Here is a 17,725-nt window from a genome sequence, read left to right on the forward strand (position 1 = left end):
CGATATTAGGCTTTGGCAAGCAGCGGAAACAGCGGTCCGCGAATCGGCTCGCCGACAACCAGACCTTGCTCGTTCGTCATCACATGGCTGGCGCCGTTGTATGTCGTACCGTCTTTCATGTAAATGGTGGCGAGTACCCGGCGCGGCTTATCGGTCTGATTGGCGTGAGCATAGTGAAACGTCAATCCGTCGTGAAACGTGCAGCTCCCCGCTTTGAGCGGCACGATGACAGGCCGTTGATTCTCCAGTTCCGTTCCTTTGACATACTCGAAGATGTCGACAGGATCTACCAAGCTTATATTTTTCAGCTTGCCGGCCGTATGCGATTTCGGTATGAACATCATGCAGCCGTTTCGCTCGTCCACGTCGTCAAGGGTTAGCCATATCGAGAGCGCACCTGTTTCGTTCATCGGCCATTTGACCGTATCCTGATGCCAAGGAGTAGGCTTCGAGTCGCCTGGCATTTTCCAAAGCAAATGATCGTGGAACAAACGGATTCCGCTCGCCTCGGTCAAACGCATCGCGATCGACGCAAGCCGCGGGTGGAGCGAATATTTGGCCATTCCGCCGTGGTCCCGCCATACGTTTACTTTTTGGTTCAATACCTTATAGTAAGCGCCCCCATCCTGATCCGTCCTGACGGAATGCTTCGATTCCGTGGTCATCGCTTCAGTGGCATATTCCCGCAGTTCCTCGAGTTCCTCCGCCGTCAGTACGTTGTCGATCTGCACAAAGCCGTTTTCTTTGTAAAATTCCACTTTTTCCTGCGTTACCCACTGATCCGTCTTTTCCGCCAACACGATCGCATCCTTTCATCCATCAAGTCTGGTTTCTGAATCAAACATATCATGCGGCGAAGCGGGCGACTTGGCGAATTTGCTGCAAAACATGGGATATTTTCTACACTATTCCGCGATGCAGGGTGCTACAATAGGAACAAACTCCTTGAACGTTTCGCTGGCGGAGGGATCACGATGATTTACTACACGAAAGAGCATTTTCTGGAAAGCCCGGATTTTCCGTTTCATATTGCGCCTTACGAGTTTCACTCGAACGCAATTGCGCCGCATAAGCATGAATTCATTGAATGCGTTTTCGTTGCCGAAGGCGAGGGCGAGCATATTTACCAGGGGGAAACCTATCCGATCGCCAGAGGCGATTTTTTCGTCATCGAGCCGCAGGCGGAACACGGTTACCGGGTGACGGGCAGTGTGCCGATGGTAGTATACAATATATTGTTTCTGCCGGAGTTGCTTGAAGTTGAGCTTCGCCAGCTGTCGCAGGTCACTCCGTTTATCCGTTTTTTCTATCTGGAGCCGATGATTCGCGTTTCTTCGGAATTTCAATATCACTTGAAGCTGACGGTGAACGAAGGGCTGGAGACGAAGTTTGTGCTCGACAGGATCGTAGGCGAGTATGGAAAAAAAGAATTGGGTTACCGGTTGTGCGTCAAAGCGATGCTGATGGAGTTGTTCATCTCCTTAAGCCGATGGTACGAGAAACGGGTGTCCGAGCCTCTGTCTGCTGTGCGGGACGAAAAATCGGTGATGGCATGGGTGTGCGAGTTCACCAAGCTTCATTATGCGCAGCCGATTATGATGGAGCAAATCTACCAGATGTGCGGCATGAGCGCGGCGGCTTTTACCGCCAAGTTCAAGCAATATGCGGGGAAAACGTTCATGGAATACCGCAACGAGGTGCGAATCGGCATGGCGTGCGAGCTGCTTCGCAGCTCCGGCGATAAAATCATCCATATCGCGCAGGAGGTCGGCTTTAACGATTTGAGCCATTTTAATAAAGCGTTCAAGCAATTGACGGGTAAGACACCGGGGCAGTACCGCTCGAAGGCTCTGACCTCCGGGAACAGGTCTTCCTATCACAACTATTAATTGCCCTGATCGTGCTGTTCCCGCTCAAGTAATGGCAGATATGATTCAAGCAATAATGCGTGTCAGGCCAATATTCAGTTTAATCGGGAGGGGAGATTGTTTGAAAAGAGTTGATGTGGCGAGTGCCCTAATTTTTGACGAAACATCAGAAAGTGTTTTGATGGTACGGAATAAAAGGGGAAGTACCTCCGATTGGAGTTTGCCTGGTGGGGCGGTAGAACCTAGAGAAACATTGGAACATGCCGCTATTAGGGAGACAAAGGAAGAAGCTGGCGTCGATATAGAGGTAACAGGTCTTTACTCGGTAAGAGAAGCATTTTTTACTGGAGTTGGACATCACGCCTTACTATTCACCTTTACGGCATCAATCATTAATGGAGAACTAGGAAGTCTAGACCCCGATCATGAGATTGTAGAAGTAAGGTGGATTGATATTTCAACCGCAAATTTTATTTTTTCAAAGTTATCAGTCCCGATGTTAATTGTGCCCCAGAGTAAACTTCCTTCAATTTATTCTTTTCATGGAAATGTTTAAAGGTTCATATTTCGGCGACAAACAGCTTCACAAACGGGTACGATAACTTGATTGATCCCCGGCGGAAGCCGGTCAAAATTTCTGAATTTAAGGCGGCAGTTGCATCGGCTGGGGCAGTTTGCCCAACCTTAATGTCTTCAAAAAAGCCAGATTTCCACTTGAACCTTACGTAACGTAATGATTTATATTAAATGTAACACAAGAATGAAACGCGAGCCAACGGCTAAAAGAATCGACCCAAATCAATTCGAAATCGGAGGAGAAACGACATGAGAAAACTCGTATTGTTCATGCATGTGTCGCTGGACGGATATGCGTCGGATTCGAACGGAGGACTCGATTGGATTCCGTACAACGAGGAATTAGAGAAATACGCCGAGGAGATCGTAGCCGAAGTCGGAGCTCCCGTTTACGGACGCACGACGTATCACATGATGGAGAGCTACTGGCCCAAGGTGCTGGACAATCCGAATGCGTCGAGGCATGATATGGAGCATGCCAAATGGCTGCAGGATGTTAAGAAGATCGTCATTTCCGGCACGATGGACAAGGTGGAATGGAACAATACAATGCTGATCAAGGATAATATCGCCGAGGAAATCAAGGCACTCAAGGAGCAGCCTGGAAAAAATCTCGTTATCTTCGGCAGTCCGGGAGCGGCGAAGACGCTGCTTAAGCTCGGTCTGATCGACGAATTCCTGCTTACCATTTGTCCGGTCGTCCTGGGCGGAGGAAAATCGGTATTCGACGACGGCGGCGAGAAAATCAGGCTCAAGCTGCTGTCCAGCCGAACGCTCAAGTCGGGCATTATCGCGGCCCGCTATGAGTTGGAGAAATAGCCGCACACAAGGTGTTCCGCTCACGGAGGCTATAGTTAAAATTAAACGCAACGGCAGCCGGCCAGATGATCGGCTGCCGTTTTTATTAAGCTAACGGGTAGACTAGCGTATAAATCATACTTTTTTGGAAGGGGATTACTTTTTCGGAACGAATATAAACACTTGTTATCGTCATTTGGAAACAGGAGGGATAATGTGTATGAGAAGCAAGCCGATTGTGTTAGTGTTGGGTGTTTTCCATTTTCGCTATGTTGAAGACATCCTTGAACCCTATCGTCAGAAAGAAATTCAAGAATTGGTACAGCGAATCACGGAGTTCCGTCCGACGAAAGTTTGTGTGGAGAAAGTTGCCGAGCGAAACGATGAGCTAAATGTAGAATATCGGAAATATCTTTCAGGGGATTTAGAACTGCCAGCAAATGAGATTCAACAACTAGGGTTTCGCATTGCCCACAATCTCGGACACGAGAACATTTATGCAACGGATTGGATGCACCTTGAATAGGCTGATATTGATTTGTTGGAACGCGGCTTTGAAGAAGCAGAAATAAATCAACCTGAGTTAGCCAAAGAAGCAGAAGAACACACGGAACAACTGCGTAAGATGTACAAGCCTGGTACAGTGTTGGAAATGATTCGATCGCACAACGATGAGGAGCTAAATGCTTTTGATCATCAATATTATATTCGATATAGAGCACGCTTGGGTGATTATCCTGATTACATAGGTCCATTTTGGTTGCGTTGGTGGTATCGGAGAAACTTAATCATATTCTCCAACATTGCTAGATTGGCTACGGAAGATGATCGAATTTTGGTTATTTATGGAAGTGGTCATAATTATTTACTTAAGCAATTCATCCATGAGAGCGGATTGTTTGAAGTGGAACACATTGATAAGTATCTTGAATAAGAAAACAGCCTATCTGCCTTACAATTTCGGCATCAATACTTATTCAACTAACGGATACTATAGCTCAATTACACAAGACGGCAACCGGTACTCGATCGGCTGCCGTTTTCTGGTTGAAGTAACGGGCAAGGGATAATTCGAATCTCAGTATAAAAAAAATAAAATGATGTACTCCCTAATTATTGCAACACAACTATGGATATAATTGGCAAGGATGATTCAATGTGAGGAAGTATAGGGGATATCATGGCTTATTGTACAGGTAACCATGAGTCTTTAAAATCAATTACTCGAGGGGGCAGAGGTGAAATGATGATCGAACAATTGGAGAGGACTCTGACAGATTACGAAAAAGAGAGCTTCTTGTGCGGCAATATCCTTATTACACAAGGATATAAGGAATTATTGAATCGATCTTTCGGACAAGCGAGCGTTCAGCTAAGCGTTCCCAATACAGTTGATACCAAATTCCATATTGCATCCGTTACGAAAATGTTCATTTCCGCTGCATCTCTTATGTTAGTCGAGCAAGGGCTTATTGATCTAGATGAGCATCCCGGAACCTATTTCGAACGTTTCAAGGTACTTCATCCGAATATTCGAATCCGTCACTTGCTGAGCAATTCGTCCGGTCTGCATGATATCTATGCAGTCTCGGCTTTACGATTTGAGATGAGTCAATTAATCATAGAAAAAAAAGATTTTATCGATTACCTGGTTCATTTGCCTCAAAATTTTCAACCTGGTGAACGATGGAACTACAGCAGTACGGGATTTATAATGATGGGATATATCTTTGAGATAGTAACAGGAATGTCATTTGAGCAATTGCTTAGAACTCTCTTTTTCTCTCCATTAGGGATGAAAGCAACGGGTGTCGATTACCCCAGGAAGGTGAACCCAGGCCGTGCTTACGGGCATTCCATGGATAACGGCAAAATGATCAATGCCGAAAATGACCGTTTGAGTGAAATCGTAGATGCGCCGGGCGAATTGTATTCCACGACTCGTGATCTGGACAAGTGGTGCGACGCCTTATTCAAAGGAAAATTACTTTCGCAGGAATCATTGCGTAAGTTGTTTACCCCTTACTATACCACGACGTTTGATCCGAATTTACAATATGGACTCGGCTGGTTTCTGGGATCAGATTTTCAATCGATTAGGGGAGGGACACCGGGGTTTCGATCGGAAATCTGGTATTATCCTGCTCTAGATTTACGGATCATCATGCTCTGGAATTTTGAAAAAGTGAACTCTCAACATTTATTTCAAAAGCTAAAACCATCCCTGATAAATATTAAAGCTGTGAATTGAGGTTAGCATTGTATTGCGCCCTCCTACGACGGATACGATTGTGCAACGCTGAAAGGGCTACCGCATGGCGGCCCTTCGCTACGAACGAGTAGGATATTGGAGTAAATGTGTTGAAATACCTTTTACTGGTTATCTAGTATTTCAGCAACTTTATTGATCGATTATACGCGAATTATTCCCAGTCTTATAGGAGGTGATGTTTTCGGATGTTTATCGATCTGGATGTCCATCCCCACTCTAACAGGATGGCAATTTTGCAGCTTCTATCGAACGGCAGTAAAAATATGGTGATTCACGACATCTCTTCGAAAAGCATAGTCAGTGAGGTAGGCCCGCATTTTATTCCTCAAGGTCCACGGTTTTCTCCTGACGGTCATCGAATTTCGTTTTTTGGAGACGGAAATATCTATTTTCATGATGTTGTAATGCGATCGACAACTACTATCGAGAATACTTCAGGCCAACATGCCTCTTTTTGTGAATGGTCGCCTGACGGGAACTCTCTCGTTTACAATGCCTATCCAGCGAACAATACAGATAGAAAAATACCCCCAAATATTTACCACATCGATCTATTGAGAAATATTAGGCATCAGGTAACCGACAATGATGCGGTAGATCGTTTTCCGCAATGGTCGCCCAATGGTAGATTAGTTGTGTTCCACAGGCAATATCTCGACTCTCCAAACCCGCTTAAACAAATAATTATTGCAGACATTCAGAAGGGGACTGAATTTATCGTTCCAGGGGATAGTGGCTGCAGTCACGAATCAGGACGCTTTTGTTGGTCTGATGACTCTAACTCGTTTTTGATCAAAGAAGTGCAAGCTAATGGTTCCGTGGCTCTAAAGATATTACGAGTTGAAGATATGAACCTTTTGTGGTCGATCACATCTCCAGATATAATCGGCGGAGCATTTAGACCGGGGATGAATCAAGTGCTGTGCATGTTCAAGCACGAAATCGCCGTTTACTCCTTAAATGATCAGACGGCGATTCATAAGATAAGCTTGATCGGGTATTCTCCAATAATGCAAACCCTGCGGGGACCGGCATGGTATGTGGAAAGGGAGCGCTTATTTTACATAGCTCATAGAGGAAAGCAAGTGCACCAATGGGATTATGCCGACGACTGTCCCTGTATATTTCAAGCTGAAGAATGGCCAAGACTTAACTACCAGCGCGAAAAATACACGATATTATCCCGAGATGGAAAACAGGTACCAGTGCTTCGTTTAATCCCTGATGAGCCCAAACATCTTGCTGTGGAATTCATTTTTGGTGGTCCTTCTGCACCGATCGATGAGGGAAACCCAATAATCAGGCATCTATTACATAAGGGATACGAAGTCATTTGTCCAGTTTATCGTGGGCAGATTGGAGCTGGTAAAGAACATCAAGAAGCCAACATAGGAGAAATGGGGCGGGCTGATGTATGGGATGTGATGGAGAGCGGCTTGGATTGGAAACGAAGAACTGGGTATCTCCGTCCGCTTGCTCTGATCGGCTATAGCTATGGTGGATTGTTAACTCTATTGGCTCTTGCCGACAATGCAACGTTATGGGTTACAGGAATTACTTTATGGGGGGTCACGGATCTGGATCACCTCGGGTTTTACAAGTCTCGAGCCTATCCCTCTGATCCCGAACAGATGGAAACCGAAAAAAATAGAAGATCTCCACTTATACAAAGCAGCAGAATCCAAAGCCCTTTATTGATGTTTCACGGTGGACAGGATACAACATCCACGAATGAAGAGGTTCAAAAGATCCAAAACTTGATTCGGGCCAACGGCGTCCCCTGTGAGCTTACGATCTTTCATGACGATACCCATGGTTTGAAGCGTCACAGACAGGAAATGTTTTCTCAGTTATTTGAATATTTGCAGAAGTATGAATGAAGATCATTCTTCTTGTTTGGCTTTAAACTAAACATTCCTGTATAGCCTAAGAAATGGGCTTTGTCAAAAAAGCTGAGGAGCTTGCTACGGTTTGTCGCTATTGGTTTGGCTGAGTGAGCGGCGATTCGTGGATTGACGCTGCCGCCGCAGATTTGCAAATGGAGTTTGCAGAAAAGGGAAAATGTCCGTGCCGCTTACCCGTTATCATAAAAGGGAAAAACCTGCTGTATAAGTTCCGCAGGTCTTTTCCCTTTATACGTTATTTTCCAAGTGTGCTAATTTTCTGGTTTGCTGATTCCTCGGCTTCACGCAAAGCGGTATTAATGTCGCTCTTGCCGGCCACTACGTTATCTGAGAAAATGATCCACCTTGCAAAGAAACACCTAATGACTCTCTTTGTGGCTATACGGCTTTTCTTGATTGCTCCTTAAATGGATGATAAGAATACTTTTGAAATTATTGTTTCGCGACTCCAGTTCCCGATGCCTTCTCACGTTGCGCATTGCGATATTCGGTCGGAGTCTGGCCTTTAAGTTCCCGGAACACACGAGCGAATGTGCGGAAGGATTCGAAACCGACCTCGAAGGCAATCTCGGATACCGGCGTATCTGTTATTGCCAATAGATGGGCGGCGGTCTTGATTCTTAGTTTATGCACAAATTGCAGGAAATGCTCTCCGGTATACTCTTTGAACAAGCGGCTGACATACGGTGAACTGAGATGAAAATGCTGCGCAACGATTTCTCTCGTGATGGGCTCCTTATAGTAAACATGAATGTATCGAAGGATTTCCCAGAAAACGGAATTTCCTCTCGTTATCTGCTCTTCTTGCTCCGTGGTTTGTGCGGCTACTAGGCTGCGCAAGAAGATCAGCAAGGCTTCGGTCAGTTTGCATCGAATGTTCGTCTCTCTTCCAAACGTATCGGAAGGCTGTAGAAATTCACTTTGCAACTCATTCAGCAAAACCTGCATCCGGGTGAAGGACTTATCTTCCAGGTAAACATAGGAAGGGTAGCGACTGCCTACCTGATACAAAGTCTTTAGACATTCATCTTCCAGTGCGGAGCTCGTCAGCAATTGGAGATCGAACATGCAGCAATAGACCTTCGGCGGGTTGCGCCGATCATTCTGGCTCTCGTGCACATGATGCGGGAGATAAAGACAGGTCGCTCCGGGCTTCATTAAATGGGAATGTCCATTGATGGTCTTGAATCCGCTTCCACTCATTACAAAGGTAAACTCTGCAAATGCATGGTAGTGAGGTTTGACCCCCCCTGATGAGATACCGGAGCTACCAGTGATTCCGATATAGAACGGAAGCTGTCCACTAGTAAACGGGACAACAGGCTGCTCCTGATACTGTGGCAAGGGAATCTTCGACATGAATGGTGTCCTCCTGGTTTGAACCGGGTTACAAATTGGCAACGGGTAGCCCGTATTTGTCACGATCCTAATCTTAATCTATGTTACCATCTGTTATGCGGTATAACAACGACTTATTAAGGGGGCAGCAACATCCATGAAATTTCTGATCATGACAGATTTGGAAGGAATATGCGGCGTAGATTCCTTCAAGCAGACCCGTACGAATGATAATGCCGACAAGGGTCCGGCGATGAAACAACTGGCTCGGGAGACGAATGCTTGTATAGCTGGTATCCGCAGGGCGCATCCAAACGCAGAAGTAACCGTGATTGATGGACACGGCAGCGGCGGTCTTTTCCCGAAGGACCTGGAGGACGGGGAGTATGTAAGGTATGAGCAGTTTCAACATGATACACTCTCACAGTATAGATCCTTGTTCTATGTAGGCCAGCATGCGATGGAAGGGACAATCAACGCACCGCTGCGTCATACCTTTTCGTCAGTTCGTGTACAGTATTACCGTTTGAATGGGGTGAACATTGGGGAGTTCGGCGCTTTTGCCAATTGGGCAGGGTTGAATGGAGTCCCTACCATCTTCCTGGCTGGAGATGACAAAGCAACATTGGAAGCGCAGATGTTTGTACCCGGGATCGAGACGGTCGTAACCAAGTATGGCAAGGGGCTCGAAGCCGCCGTGCATAGACCATCCGACGAGGTGCTCAGCGACATCGAAGCGGGCGCAGCTCGAGCCATCGAGAGATTGAGCGAAATTCCGCCGTTCGTAGAATTCCAGCCGCCTTTTGTTTTTGAAGCGCGCTATTACAAACCGATTGATTTGGAAGTATGGTCCAAAAAACCGAACATAACCATTATCGACGAACGGACAATCCAGCTACAGACTGCAAGTTACAGGGAACTGCCGTTTTTAAATGTTTAATTTGTTCCTATGCATAATTCAGGGGGAAGATCAGAAGTGAAGATAAACTTCAAGAATACCATTCTAGTTATGATATGTTTGTTAATCCTTCTCAGCGGCTGCTCGTCGAATGGGAAGAAGCCGGATTCTTCATCGGGTAGCCCGGATCCGTCCGCAGGGTATAAAGGTGGTCCCGTAGAGTTGGTTGTCCATGGAAGCGGAATAACGGATGTGTTATTTGAGCAAGTAATAGTACCCGTCATTAGCGCGAAATATCCGGAGATTAAGTTGAAGTTAGTAAAGGGCAACCTTCAAGAATTAATTGCTTCCGGCGTTAAACCGGATTTGATCAGTACCGCGGGAATATCGCTTCTCGATATGGTCAGACTGGATATTCCCTCTGATCTCAGTCCGTTGATTAAACAATTCAATGTCGATCTAACCCGAATTGAACCTGTAATTGTAGAGGAAATGAAAGAAATAGGCGGAAGGCTGGAAAAAGAAGGATCCATTTTAGGCATGCCTTTTTGGATGAGTTACGGAGCTACCATTTATAATAAAGATCTTTTCGATAAGTTTGGCTATCCTTATCCTGATAACGTTTTATCCTGGGATGATATCTTAGATTATACAAAGAAAATGACGCGAGACGAGGGTGGAATCCAATACATCGGAGGCACCATCTGGAGTTCGGTCAATATGTTCAAGCAGTATGGCGCTCCCTATGTAAACTCCAAAAATGAGCCTTACCTCACATCCGATGCGCATGCCCAGGTTGCTCGACTGTTTGAGAAGTTTTTTGATATTCCAAGCTATATCAAAGGTAATACGTATATCCACAGCAGTTTTTTTGATAAGGGGAATATAGCGGTGTATCCGGGTTGGATCTCGGGAATGGCCACTGCATTGGCGAAACCGCCAGCTTTTCAATGGGATCTTACTTCTTTCCCTGTCTATAAGGAACGCCCTGGAATGGGAGCCCCTGTGGATTATCTTGTCCTTATGATCTCCAAGACGAGCAAGCATAAAGATGCTGCATTTTATGTAATTAACGAATTGTTAAAGGATGAGGTGCAAGCGAAAGTCAATCAGGTAGGGAGCTGGATGACGGTCTTAAAAGATGTCCAGATCAAACAATCCTATGCCAAGGAACTTAACGTTTTTGCAGGTAAGAATCTTAAGGCTGTATTCGGGGTAGCTCCAACACCTAATCCTCCATATACCGAATATCGCGTCGAGGTTACTCAAGCGATGAATGATTCTGCGAAAAAAATGGCGTTAGAGAAACTTGACATCAATACCGCTCTCAGAAAGGCCGAAGAAGAAGCAGTTCAGTTGATAAAAAATAATCCAAAGTAACATTCCGTGATTTCCAATGGGTTCTGCTGCTCTATAATGCTGATCTTATTATTCATAATGAATTCCACATTGAAACCACAAGCCATCTTGTTGCCGCAACAAAAGCAAACTCAATCGAATGTAAGCGCTGTTATTTAGATGCCCAATTATTGACAGCATCATTTTGTGAGGAGGATGTATATTTTGAAAAGAGGTTTGCTATTGGTCGGGATTTCAACACTTATGGCGGCGGTAGTCGTAGGTTGCGGCGGCAGTAAGTCCGGAGAAGAAACAGGCAATCAACCTGCCAAGCAGGAGGAACCCGCTGCGGCTGTCAAAGAGCCGGTCGAACTGACGATCCATAACCCTTCAAGCGGTAATACGACGGAATCGTTCATGGAACTATACGGCAATGCGATAGAGAAAAAGCTGCCCAATATCAAATTGAAATTCCTTGCTTCCAAAGACGGTTACAGCATGGATAAAATCCTGATCAATAAGGTCCCGCTCGATATTTTCTACGAGTCCGATTCCTTCTTGCCGGTACGGATCAATCAATACAATTTTCAATACGATATTTCCGATTTGATCAAAAAATACAACTACGACTTGAACCGGATCATACCGCAGAATCTGCAAGGGGTGAGACAGCTTGCCGGTGGCGGGCTCTACGGTTTGCCTGTCAGCACGACCTCGCTGGCTCTTTACTACAATAAGGAGCTGTTCGATAAATTCGGCGTCCCGTATCCGAAGGACGGCATGAACTGGGATGAAGTTTACGATTTGGCCGTGAAGATGACACGGAAGGATGGGGCAACCCAATATCGCGGCCTGATCTACATTTTACCGAACATCGGCAATATGAATCAGTTTTCCGCCAACTATGTCGACCCAAAAACGGGGAAAGCAAGCTTAAGCAACGATCAGTGGAAAAAAGTCCTCGACAACTTCGCCCGTTTCTATCGTATACCCGGAAACGAATTGGAGAGGGAAACGACGGTGAACAACACGGTGCTGCAAAATTACTTCGTCAAAGAACAGACTGCAGCAATGAAGATCGATTTAAGCACGTTGTTGAAATATCATGAGGACAGCGGCATGAACTGGGATATGGTCAGTCTTCCGACGTTCAAGGAATTGCCGGGCGTGGGCCCGCAACTGAGTACGAGCTTCTGGAATATTACGTCCATGAGCAAGCACAAGGATGAGGCTTTCCAGGTTTTGCAGTTTTTGACTTCCGACGAGTTTCAGCTGGAAATGACGAAGAAAAGGATGCTCGTGCCGATCTTGGCCGATCCCGAAATCCGTAGCCATTTCGGTGAAGACGTCGAGTTTACAAAGAAACGGAATGTGAAAGCGGTACTGCCGGAGAGGATAGCCAATCCGATGTACTTATCCATTCACAACGATGCGGTTTCCAAACAGTACATGGAAGCGTTCAAGGATGTCATAACGGGCGTGAAAGATTCGAATACGGCGCTACGGGATGCGGAAGAGAAGGCGAACCAGACGATCAAACAGGCCGAATTGCAGCAAGGCGCGCGAAAATAATCGGGCGTAAAACAGCAGGCTGGTGCATCCGCAATACGTAAAGAGCGCTTACGCAGGAGGTGGTAAGGTTTGGCGAAGTTAAAATACGATTCGTTTTATCGATACGAGGAGTGGACCGGAATCCTGAAACAAATCCAGTCGGAACATCCTTCATTTGTTCGGTTGATATCGCTCACGCAGACGAAACAAGGCAAGCAGCTATGGCTTGCGGAAGTTAACGATCCCTCGACGGGTCCAGCCGAAGCGAAGGGAGCCTATTACGTTCAGGCGGGTCTTCATGCCATCGAGGGAGCGGGAGTGACGGCAGCGCTGCACATCCTCCACTCGTTACTGACGGTGGACAGCTATCGCGATCTGCTGAAGCGTGTTGCTTTCTACATCGTGCCTTGTGTGGACCCAGATGGCACCGATTACGCTTTGTCAGCGCAAGTCGATATTCGCAACCGGTACGAGCCCACTTTCAAGAAGAACGAACTGATGCCCCAAGATATAAACGGGGACGGATACGTGCTGCAGATGCGGTGGCGCGATCCGCTCGGCCTCTACAAGGAGCACCCTGATGAGCCTCGGCTGATGATCCGAAGAGAACCGGGCGATGAGGAAGGGGTTTTCTACCACCTAGTGCAAGAGGGACTGATTCGCGACTACGACGGCACCCTTCCCGTAAACCCGAGGCGCGTCGATTTTAATCGCAGCTACCCGGTTGAATGGAAACCGAGCGCGGTCACATCCGCGTTTCCGTTTTCCGAGCCGGAAATGCGGGCGATCGCCGAATTCCAGGTCTCGCATCCGAATATTTTCGCCGGCGTCGATTTTCATTGCGGAACGCATGCTGTGCTGCGGACCGCGTATAAGCCGGATCAACAATTCCATGCAGGCGATCTGCGGACCACGCTGCAAATTGGCAAGCTGGCGGAGGAAATAATCGGATTCCCGCTCATGTCCACTGACCATTACAATTTTGGCGGCACGCCGGCCCGGTTGAACGGCAATTCGAACGACTGGGCCTATGCCAAGCTCGGAATATCCCATTATGTGATCGAAGTGGGCTTCGGATTGACGAGTATCGGACTGCAGTCGGACGAAATATTACGATCCGACGACAAGACGAGAGAGGAGTATACAAGACGTCTTCTCGCCTTTCATGACGAGCGCGGCAGCCGCATCTTCATGCCCTGGCGGACTTGCGACCATCCGCAGCTGGGCGAAGTGGAAGTCGGCGGAATGATGGTGGGTAACGCGCGGTTCATGTATCCACCCGATATGACGGAGGTCGTCCCCAGAACAACCGGGTTCGTGCTCAAGCACGCTTCAATGGGACCCCGATTGATCATTGCGAATGCGGAGGCTGTACATTTGGGGGCTCGTCTGTTCCGTATCCGCGCAACGATAGGCAATATTGGCGCGCTGTCCACGGATGTCATGCAGGAAGGCGGCAGCCCGGATATGAAACGGCCGGTTACGGTCAAGCTTGTTGCGGGAGGCATCGGCATATTGAACCGTAGCAGCGTGCATCAAACCGATTCGTTGGCGCCCGCAGGCGGCTCCCTGGCGGTGGAATGGTTTATCAGAGCGGAAGAGAGCCGGCATACCGTCGTAATCGAGGCCAGTCACCCGAGAACGGGGACCGTGCGGTGCGATGTCTCGTTGAAGGATAGCTAGAACTTCTTCCATCCGCGTCGTCCCGTTTCTAGCGGGACTAACGGTTCATGAAACGTTTGGCACAGTCGCCGTGTATAAATGCCAGCGTGTTTTCCATAGGCTCGATAGGGGGGAGCGAAGGGAGAGTTACTCCCTGCTGCAAGGCGATAACGAGCCAGCGGTTCAACGTTCCGGACAAAGAGAATCCGTACAAATCCAAAATGCCGTCCCCGTTCGTATCGACCGTAAGCTTCTGGGCGGCTCGGATAAAATCCTCTTTGACCCATTTGCCCTCCGGCTCGGGGACTCCGTATTTTTTGAAAAGAAGCGGGTTGTATACCAAATAAACCGGTGAAAAACCGGCGGGCAGCGCCTTCATGACTTCAAGCGGGGATTATCGAAGTTTCCTGCAATGCGAACATGGTATATCGATACATGTCCTATACTTGATTTGGATCTCTAAGTTCGGAGGAATTCCTATGGATGCCATAACGAACGCGAAAAAGCGAAGCACCCTCTACACAGAGGAAAAGATTGCCAACGCAAGAGCCAATATCCATAAGTTCGATTGGGCAAAGAAGCTTCGGGACGACGCTGTCGCGAAAGCGGACGAGTTCCTGGCGGCAGGCTACGATAATTTGTGGCGATCGGTTCCTCCCCAGACGCTCCCCCGAAGCTATGCCGTCAACCAACAAGCCGGCAGTCCCGTAACCGGCAATAAAATCGACGCCTTCGGAAACTATCCGTATTCGGCCGATCCGCTGACCACCCCTTGGAAAATAAAGGACCCCAGCAGCGGCTTCCTGTTTCCGGCGAACGATTTCGGCGCTTATTACGAAAGCGGACTGGACGTTAACGGCATTTTCAGACCGGAGTTGGCCGACCGCAGCCTGCTGGTGAACCGGCTTTACCCGGACAAGGGCCCGGACTGGTGCGTAGACGACGGGTACGGGTGGACGGATGAGAAGGGGAACCGATTTACGTTTATTGCGCACTATATCCACTGGTTTGTCTGGTACGGGCTGGGAAACAAGGGACTTATCGAAAATGCAATGACCTCGTTCCGCGATGCCTACGTGTTTACCGGCGAAACCAAATACGCGATAGCGGGCACGATCTTGCTTGACCGAATTGCAGACATTTACCCGAGTCTGGATATCGCCGCATTTGACGGGAGTGTATATTTGAACTCTCATGGCGGAACCGGCCAGGGAAAAGCGATTGGCTGCCTGTGGGAGCAGTGGGTCATCGACAACCTGATCATGTCGTATGATGCGTTCTATCCGGCGATGGACGACCCGGAGATTGTCGGCTACTTGAGCGCACAGGCGAGTCGCTTCCAATTGCCTAACCCGAAGACGTCCGGGGCCGCCATCAGAAGGAACATCGAGGACGGCATTGTCCGTCAGGCGTATGAAGGCGTGAAGAAAGCGCAAATTTTCAGCATAAACGGAAGGATCGCCAGCGTGCTTGCCAAGGCGGCCGTCGTGCTGGACTCGTTGCCGGAAACGAAAGAGTGGCTGGACTTCGCATTCCGTGCGGGAGGATTGGAGGTGGGGCCGTGCCGGATTACGGGCGGGAACCTGCTGCCCCGGCTAGTGAACACAGTGGATCGTGACGGCTTTCCGCCTTCGGCGGGAGCGGGCTATAACCGGCTGTGGTTAGAGCAACACCAGGATATCGCGGACGTGCTGGAAGCGTACGACAAGTATCCGACGGCTAATCTGTACCGGAACGTTAAGTTTCGGAAAATGTACGGACAATACCGGCTTATTATGATCGGAGCCTATACCCCTCAGATCGGGGACTCCGGTTCGACGGGAAAGCCCGGTTTCGCGCTAAAGCTGACGGATATGTTGAAAGCGTTTGAACGGTTCGGCGATCCGGTCTATGCGCAGACGGCTTATTTGCTGAACGATAGCAGACTGGAAGGCATCCGCGGGGACGTGTTCTCCGCTGACCCCGAGGTGTTGACCGAGAAGGTGCGATCGGTCATTACGCAATACGGACCGCTTCGGCTGGGAAGCGTCAATCTGACGGGTTACGGCTTCGCCGCCCTCCGGGACGGACAGGAGACTGGGGGACAAGCTTTGCGGGAGCTGTGGATGTATTATGGCCGAACGAGCGGGCACGGGCACCGCGATGCGTTGAACGTCGGGATGCATGCGTTCGGAATCGATCTGGCTCCCGATCTCGGGTATCCCGAATATACCGGCGCCAATCCGAATCGGGTAGAGTGGGTGAGCAACACGGTGAGCCACAACACCGTTGTGGTCGACAAGTCCAAGCAATGCGAGCAATGGGTGGGGATTCCGCGGCATTTCGATGATAGTGACCGGGTAAAGCTGATCGATGTGGAAGCCCCGGGCGTTTATCCGCAAACGGAGCGATACCGCCGGACAACCGTCTATATAAAGACTGACCGCTTACATTCCTACGTGGTCGATTTTTTTCGCGTGAAGGGCGGCTCCGATCATCATTTCAGCTTTCATGGAGCCGGGGAAACCGTATCGACGGAGGGACTGGCCCTCATCAGTCAGCCGATCGGTACGTATGCAGGCCCCCATGTAGCCTTCGGTGAGAAGGAGCGCGACCAGCCGGGCGGCGCAGGCTACAAGGGAAGCGGCTTTCATTATTTGCGTAGAGTGGAGCGGGACGTCAACCCTCCAAGCGCGTTCAGCGTCGAATGGGAAATACAGGACACTTGGAAGGTGCTGCCTGAGGTTGCGGATATACGGTTGCGCCTGACCATGCTGAGCGATGCAGACGAGGTCGCTTTGGCCGACGGGGAGCCTCCGCGCAACAAACCTGGCAATCCGAAGCGCTTGAAATATTTGATCGTCCGCCGGACCGGGGAGCTTCTGGACAGCCAATTCGTTTCGGTTCTCGAGGCGTACGACAGCAGCCGGTTTATCCGTTCCGTCAGCCGGGCGACGCTGAAAGTCGGCGGAAAACCTTTTACCGGAACCAGGGCCGCCGCAGTCCGGGTGGAACTGGGCAGCGGACGAACGGATTACATCGTCAATTCGCTCGATCCCGATACGACTTATATCATCGATGACAAGTATGCGTTCAAAGGCTTCTTCGGTGTAATCTCCGAAGAGAGCGGGATTCCGGCTTACGGTTATATGCATGACGGCACCATGCTAGGTGACATGATCGGGACGGAGCGGGGAGCGTTGACGGGAACCGTCGTCGATTTCACGAAAGAACTCGGCACGGAAAACCATATTATCGTGGAGCTGGATCAATCCTATACGGAGACAGCCTGCTTGACCGGCTCTTATCTGTACATTGAAACAGACGGAGAGCGCAACGGGAGCTACCGGATCGAACGCGTCGAAGAACGGCAGGGGAACCGGATCGTTTTCGGGATCGGGGACGTTACACCGGTACGCGGCTTTGCCGATCCGGAAGATTTCACCAAAGGCTTCGTTTATGATATCCGCGAGGGTGCGGCGTGCAGAATTCCGTTAGCCTTCGAAACCGTTCTCGAAAAATCCGAATGAAGGGAAGATAT

At 48.7% G+C, this 17,725-nt stretch carries 13 protein-coding genes and 1 pseudogene; 11 read left to right on the forward strand and 3 right to left on the reverse strand.

Annotated elements, in window-relative coordinates; translation table 11 throughout:
- Nucleotides 1-5: 5 nt before the first annotated feature.
- Entirely contained in the window at nt 6-797 is a 792-nt protein-coding gene (locus IDH45_RS18680) for a phytanoyl-CoA dioxygenase family protein (protein WP_190929645.1), read from the reverse strand.
- Nucleotides 798-974: 177 nt separating this feature from the next.
- Here IDH45_RS18680 and IDH45_RS18685 point away from each other — a divergent pair, with 177 nt between their 5' ends.
- The 6 genes and pseudogenes from IDH45_RS18685 to IDH45_RS18715 all read left to right on the forward strand — a co-directional run bounded on the left by IDH45_RS18685 (nt 975) and on the right by IDH45_RS18715 (nt 7,394).
- Complete coding sequence (locus IDH45_RS18685; RefSeq protein WP_190929646.1) at nt 975-1,889, forward strand: AraC family transcriptional regulator; 915 nt, start codon at nt 975-977, stop codon at nt 1,887-1,889.
- A 100-nt stretch (nt 1,890-1,989) separates the two neighbouring features.
- Complete coding sequence (locus IDH45_RS18690) at nt 1,990-2,424, forward strand: NUDIX hydrolase (protein ID WP_223836781.1); 435 nt, start codon at nt 1,990-1,992, stop codon at nt 2,422-2,424.
- Nucleotides 2,425-2,693: 269 nt separating this feature from the next.
- Nucleotides 2,694-3,263, forward strand: a complete 570-nt coding sequence (locus IDH45_RS18695) for a dihydrofolate reductase family protein (RefSeq protein WP_190929647.1) — start codon at nt 2,694-2,696, stop codon at nt 3,261-3,263.
- A 199-nt stretch (nt 3,264-3,462) separates the two neighbouring features.
- A pseudogene (locus tag IDH45_RS34150) lies at nt 3,463-4,176 on the forward strand (DUF5694 domain-containing protein).
- A 309-nt stretch (nt 4,177-4,485) separates the two neighbouring features.
- Nucleotides 4,486-5,493, forward strand: a complete 1,008-nt coding sequence (locus tag IDH45_RS18710; RefSeq protein ID WP_223836782.1) for a serine hydrolase domain-containing protein — start codon at nt 4,486-4,488, stop codon at nt 5,491-5,493.
- 206 nt (nt 5,494-5,699) lie between these two features.
- Nucleotides 5,700-7,394 (forward strand): S9 family peptidase, encoded by a 1,695-nt coding sequence (locus tag IDH45_RS18715; protein WP_190929650.1) that lies wholly within the window; start codon nt 5,700-5,702, stop codon nt 7,392-7,394.
- A 456-nt stretch (nt 7,395-7,850) separates the two neighbouring features.
- On the opposite strand, the gene IDH45_RS18720 is transcribed toward IDH45_RS18715, so the two are convergent.
- Entirely contained in the window at nt 7,851-8,777 is a 927-nt protein-coding gene (locus IDH45_RS18720) for a helix-turn-helix transcriptional regulator (protein WP_190929651.1), read from the reverse strand.
- Nucleotides 8,778-8,913: 136 nt separating this feature from the next.
- On the opposite strand from IDH45_RS18720, the gene IDH45_RS18725 reads away from it, so the two are divergent.
- The 4 genes from IDH45_RS18725 (at nt 8,914) to IDH45_RS18740 (ending at nt 14,226) form a co-directional block, all read left to right on the forward strand.
- A complete protein-coding gene (locus IDH45_RS18725; protein WP_190929652.1) occupies nt 8,914-9,696 on the forward strand; it encodes a M55 family metallopeptidase in 783 nt (260 codons plus the stop codon).
- A gap of 36 nt (nt 9,697-9,732) precedes the next feature.
- Nucleotides 9,733-11,034: an ABC transporter substrate-binding protein gene (locus IDH45_RS18730; RefSeq protein WP_190929653.1), complete on the forward strand. Its 1,302-nt coding sequence runs from the start codon at nt 9,733-9,735 to the stop codon at nt 11,032-11,034.
- 183 nt (nt 11,035-11,217) lie between these two features.
- Entirely contained in the window at nt 11,218-12,564 is a 1,347-nt protein-coding gene (locus IDH45_RS18735; RefSeq protein WP_190929654.1) for an ABC transporter substrate-binding protein, read from the forward strand.
- Nucleotides 12,565-12,633: 69 nt separating this feature from the next.
- Complete coding sequence (locus tag IDH45_RS18740; RefSeq protein WP_190929655.1) at nt 12,634-14,226, forward strand: M14 family metallopeptidase; 1,593 nt, start codon at nt 12,634-12,636, stop codon at nt 14,224-14,226.
- Between the two features lie 37 nt (nt 14,227-14,263).
- On the opposite strand, the gene IDH45_RS18745 is transcribed toward IDH45_RS18740, so the two are convergent.
- Nucleotides 14,264-14,584, reverse strand: coding sequence for an extracellular solute-binding protein (locus tag IDH45_RS18745; RefSeq protein WP_190929656.1), 321 nt, complete (start codon nt 14,582-14,584; stop codon nt 14,264-14,266).
- 100 nt (nt 14,585-14,684) lie between these two features.
- Here IDH45_RS18745 and IDH45_RS18750 point away from each other — a divergent pair, with 100 nt between their 5' ends.
- Entirely contained in the window at nt 14,685-17,714 is a 3,030-nt protein-coding gene (locus IDH45_RS18750) for a heparinase II/III domain-containing protein (protein ID WP_190929657.1), read from the forward strand.
- The last annotated feature ends 11 nt before the right edge of the window (nt 17,715-17,725 follow it).

This window comes from Paenibacillus oceani, assembly GCF_014705615.1.
In the GTDB taxonomy this organism is placed as follows: domain Bacteria; phylum Bacillota; class Bacilli; order Paenibacillales; family NBRC-103111; genus Paenibacillus_AB; species Paenibacillus_AB oceani.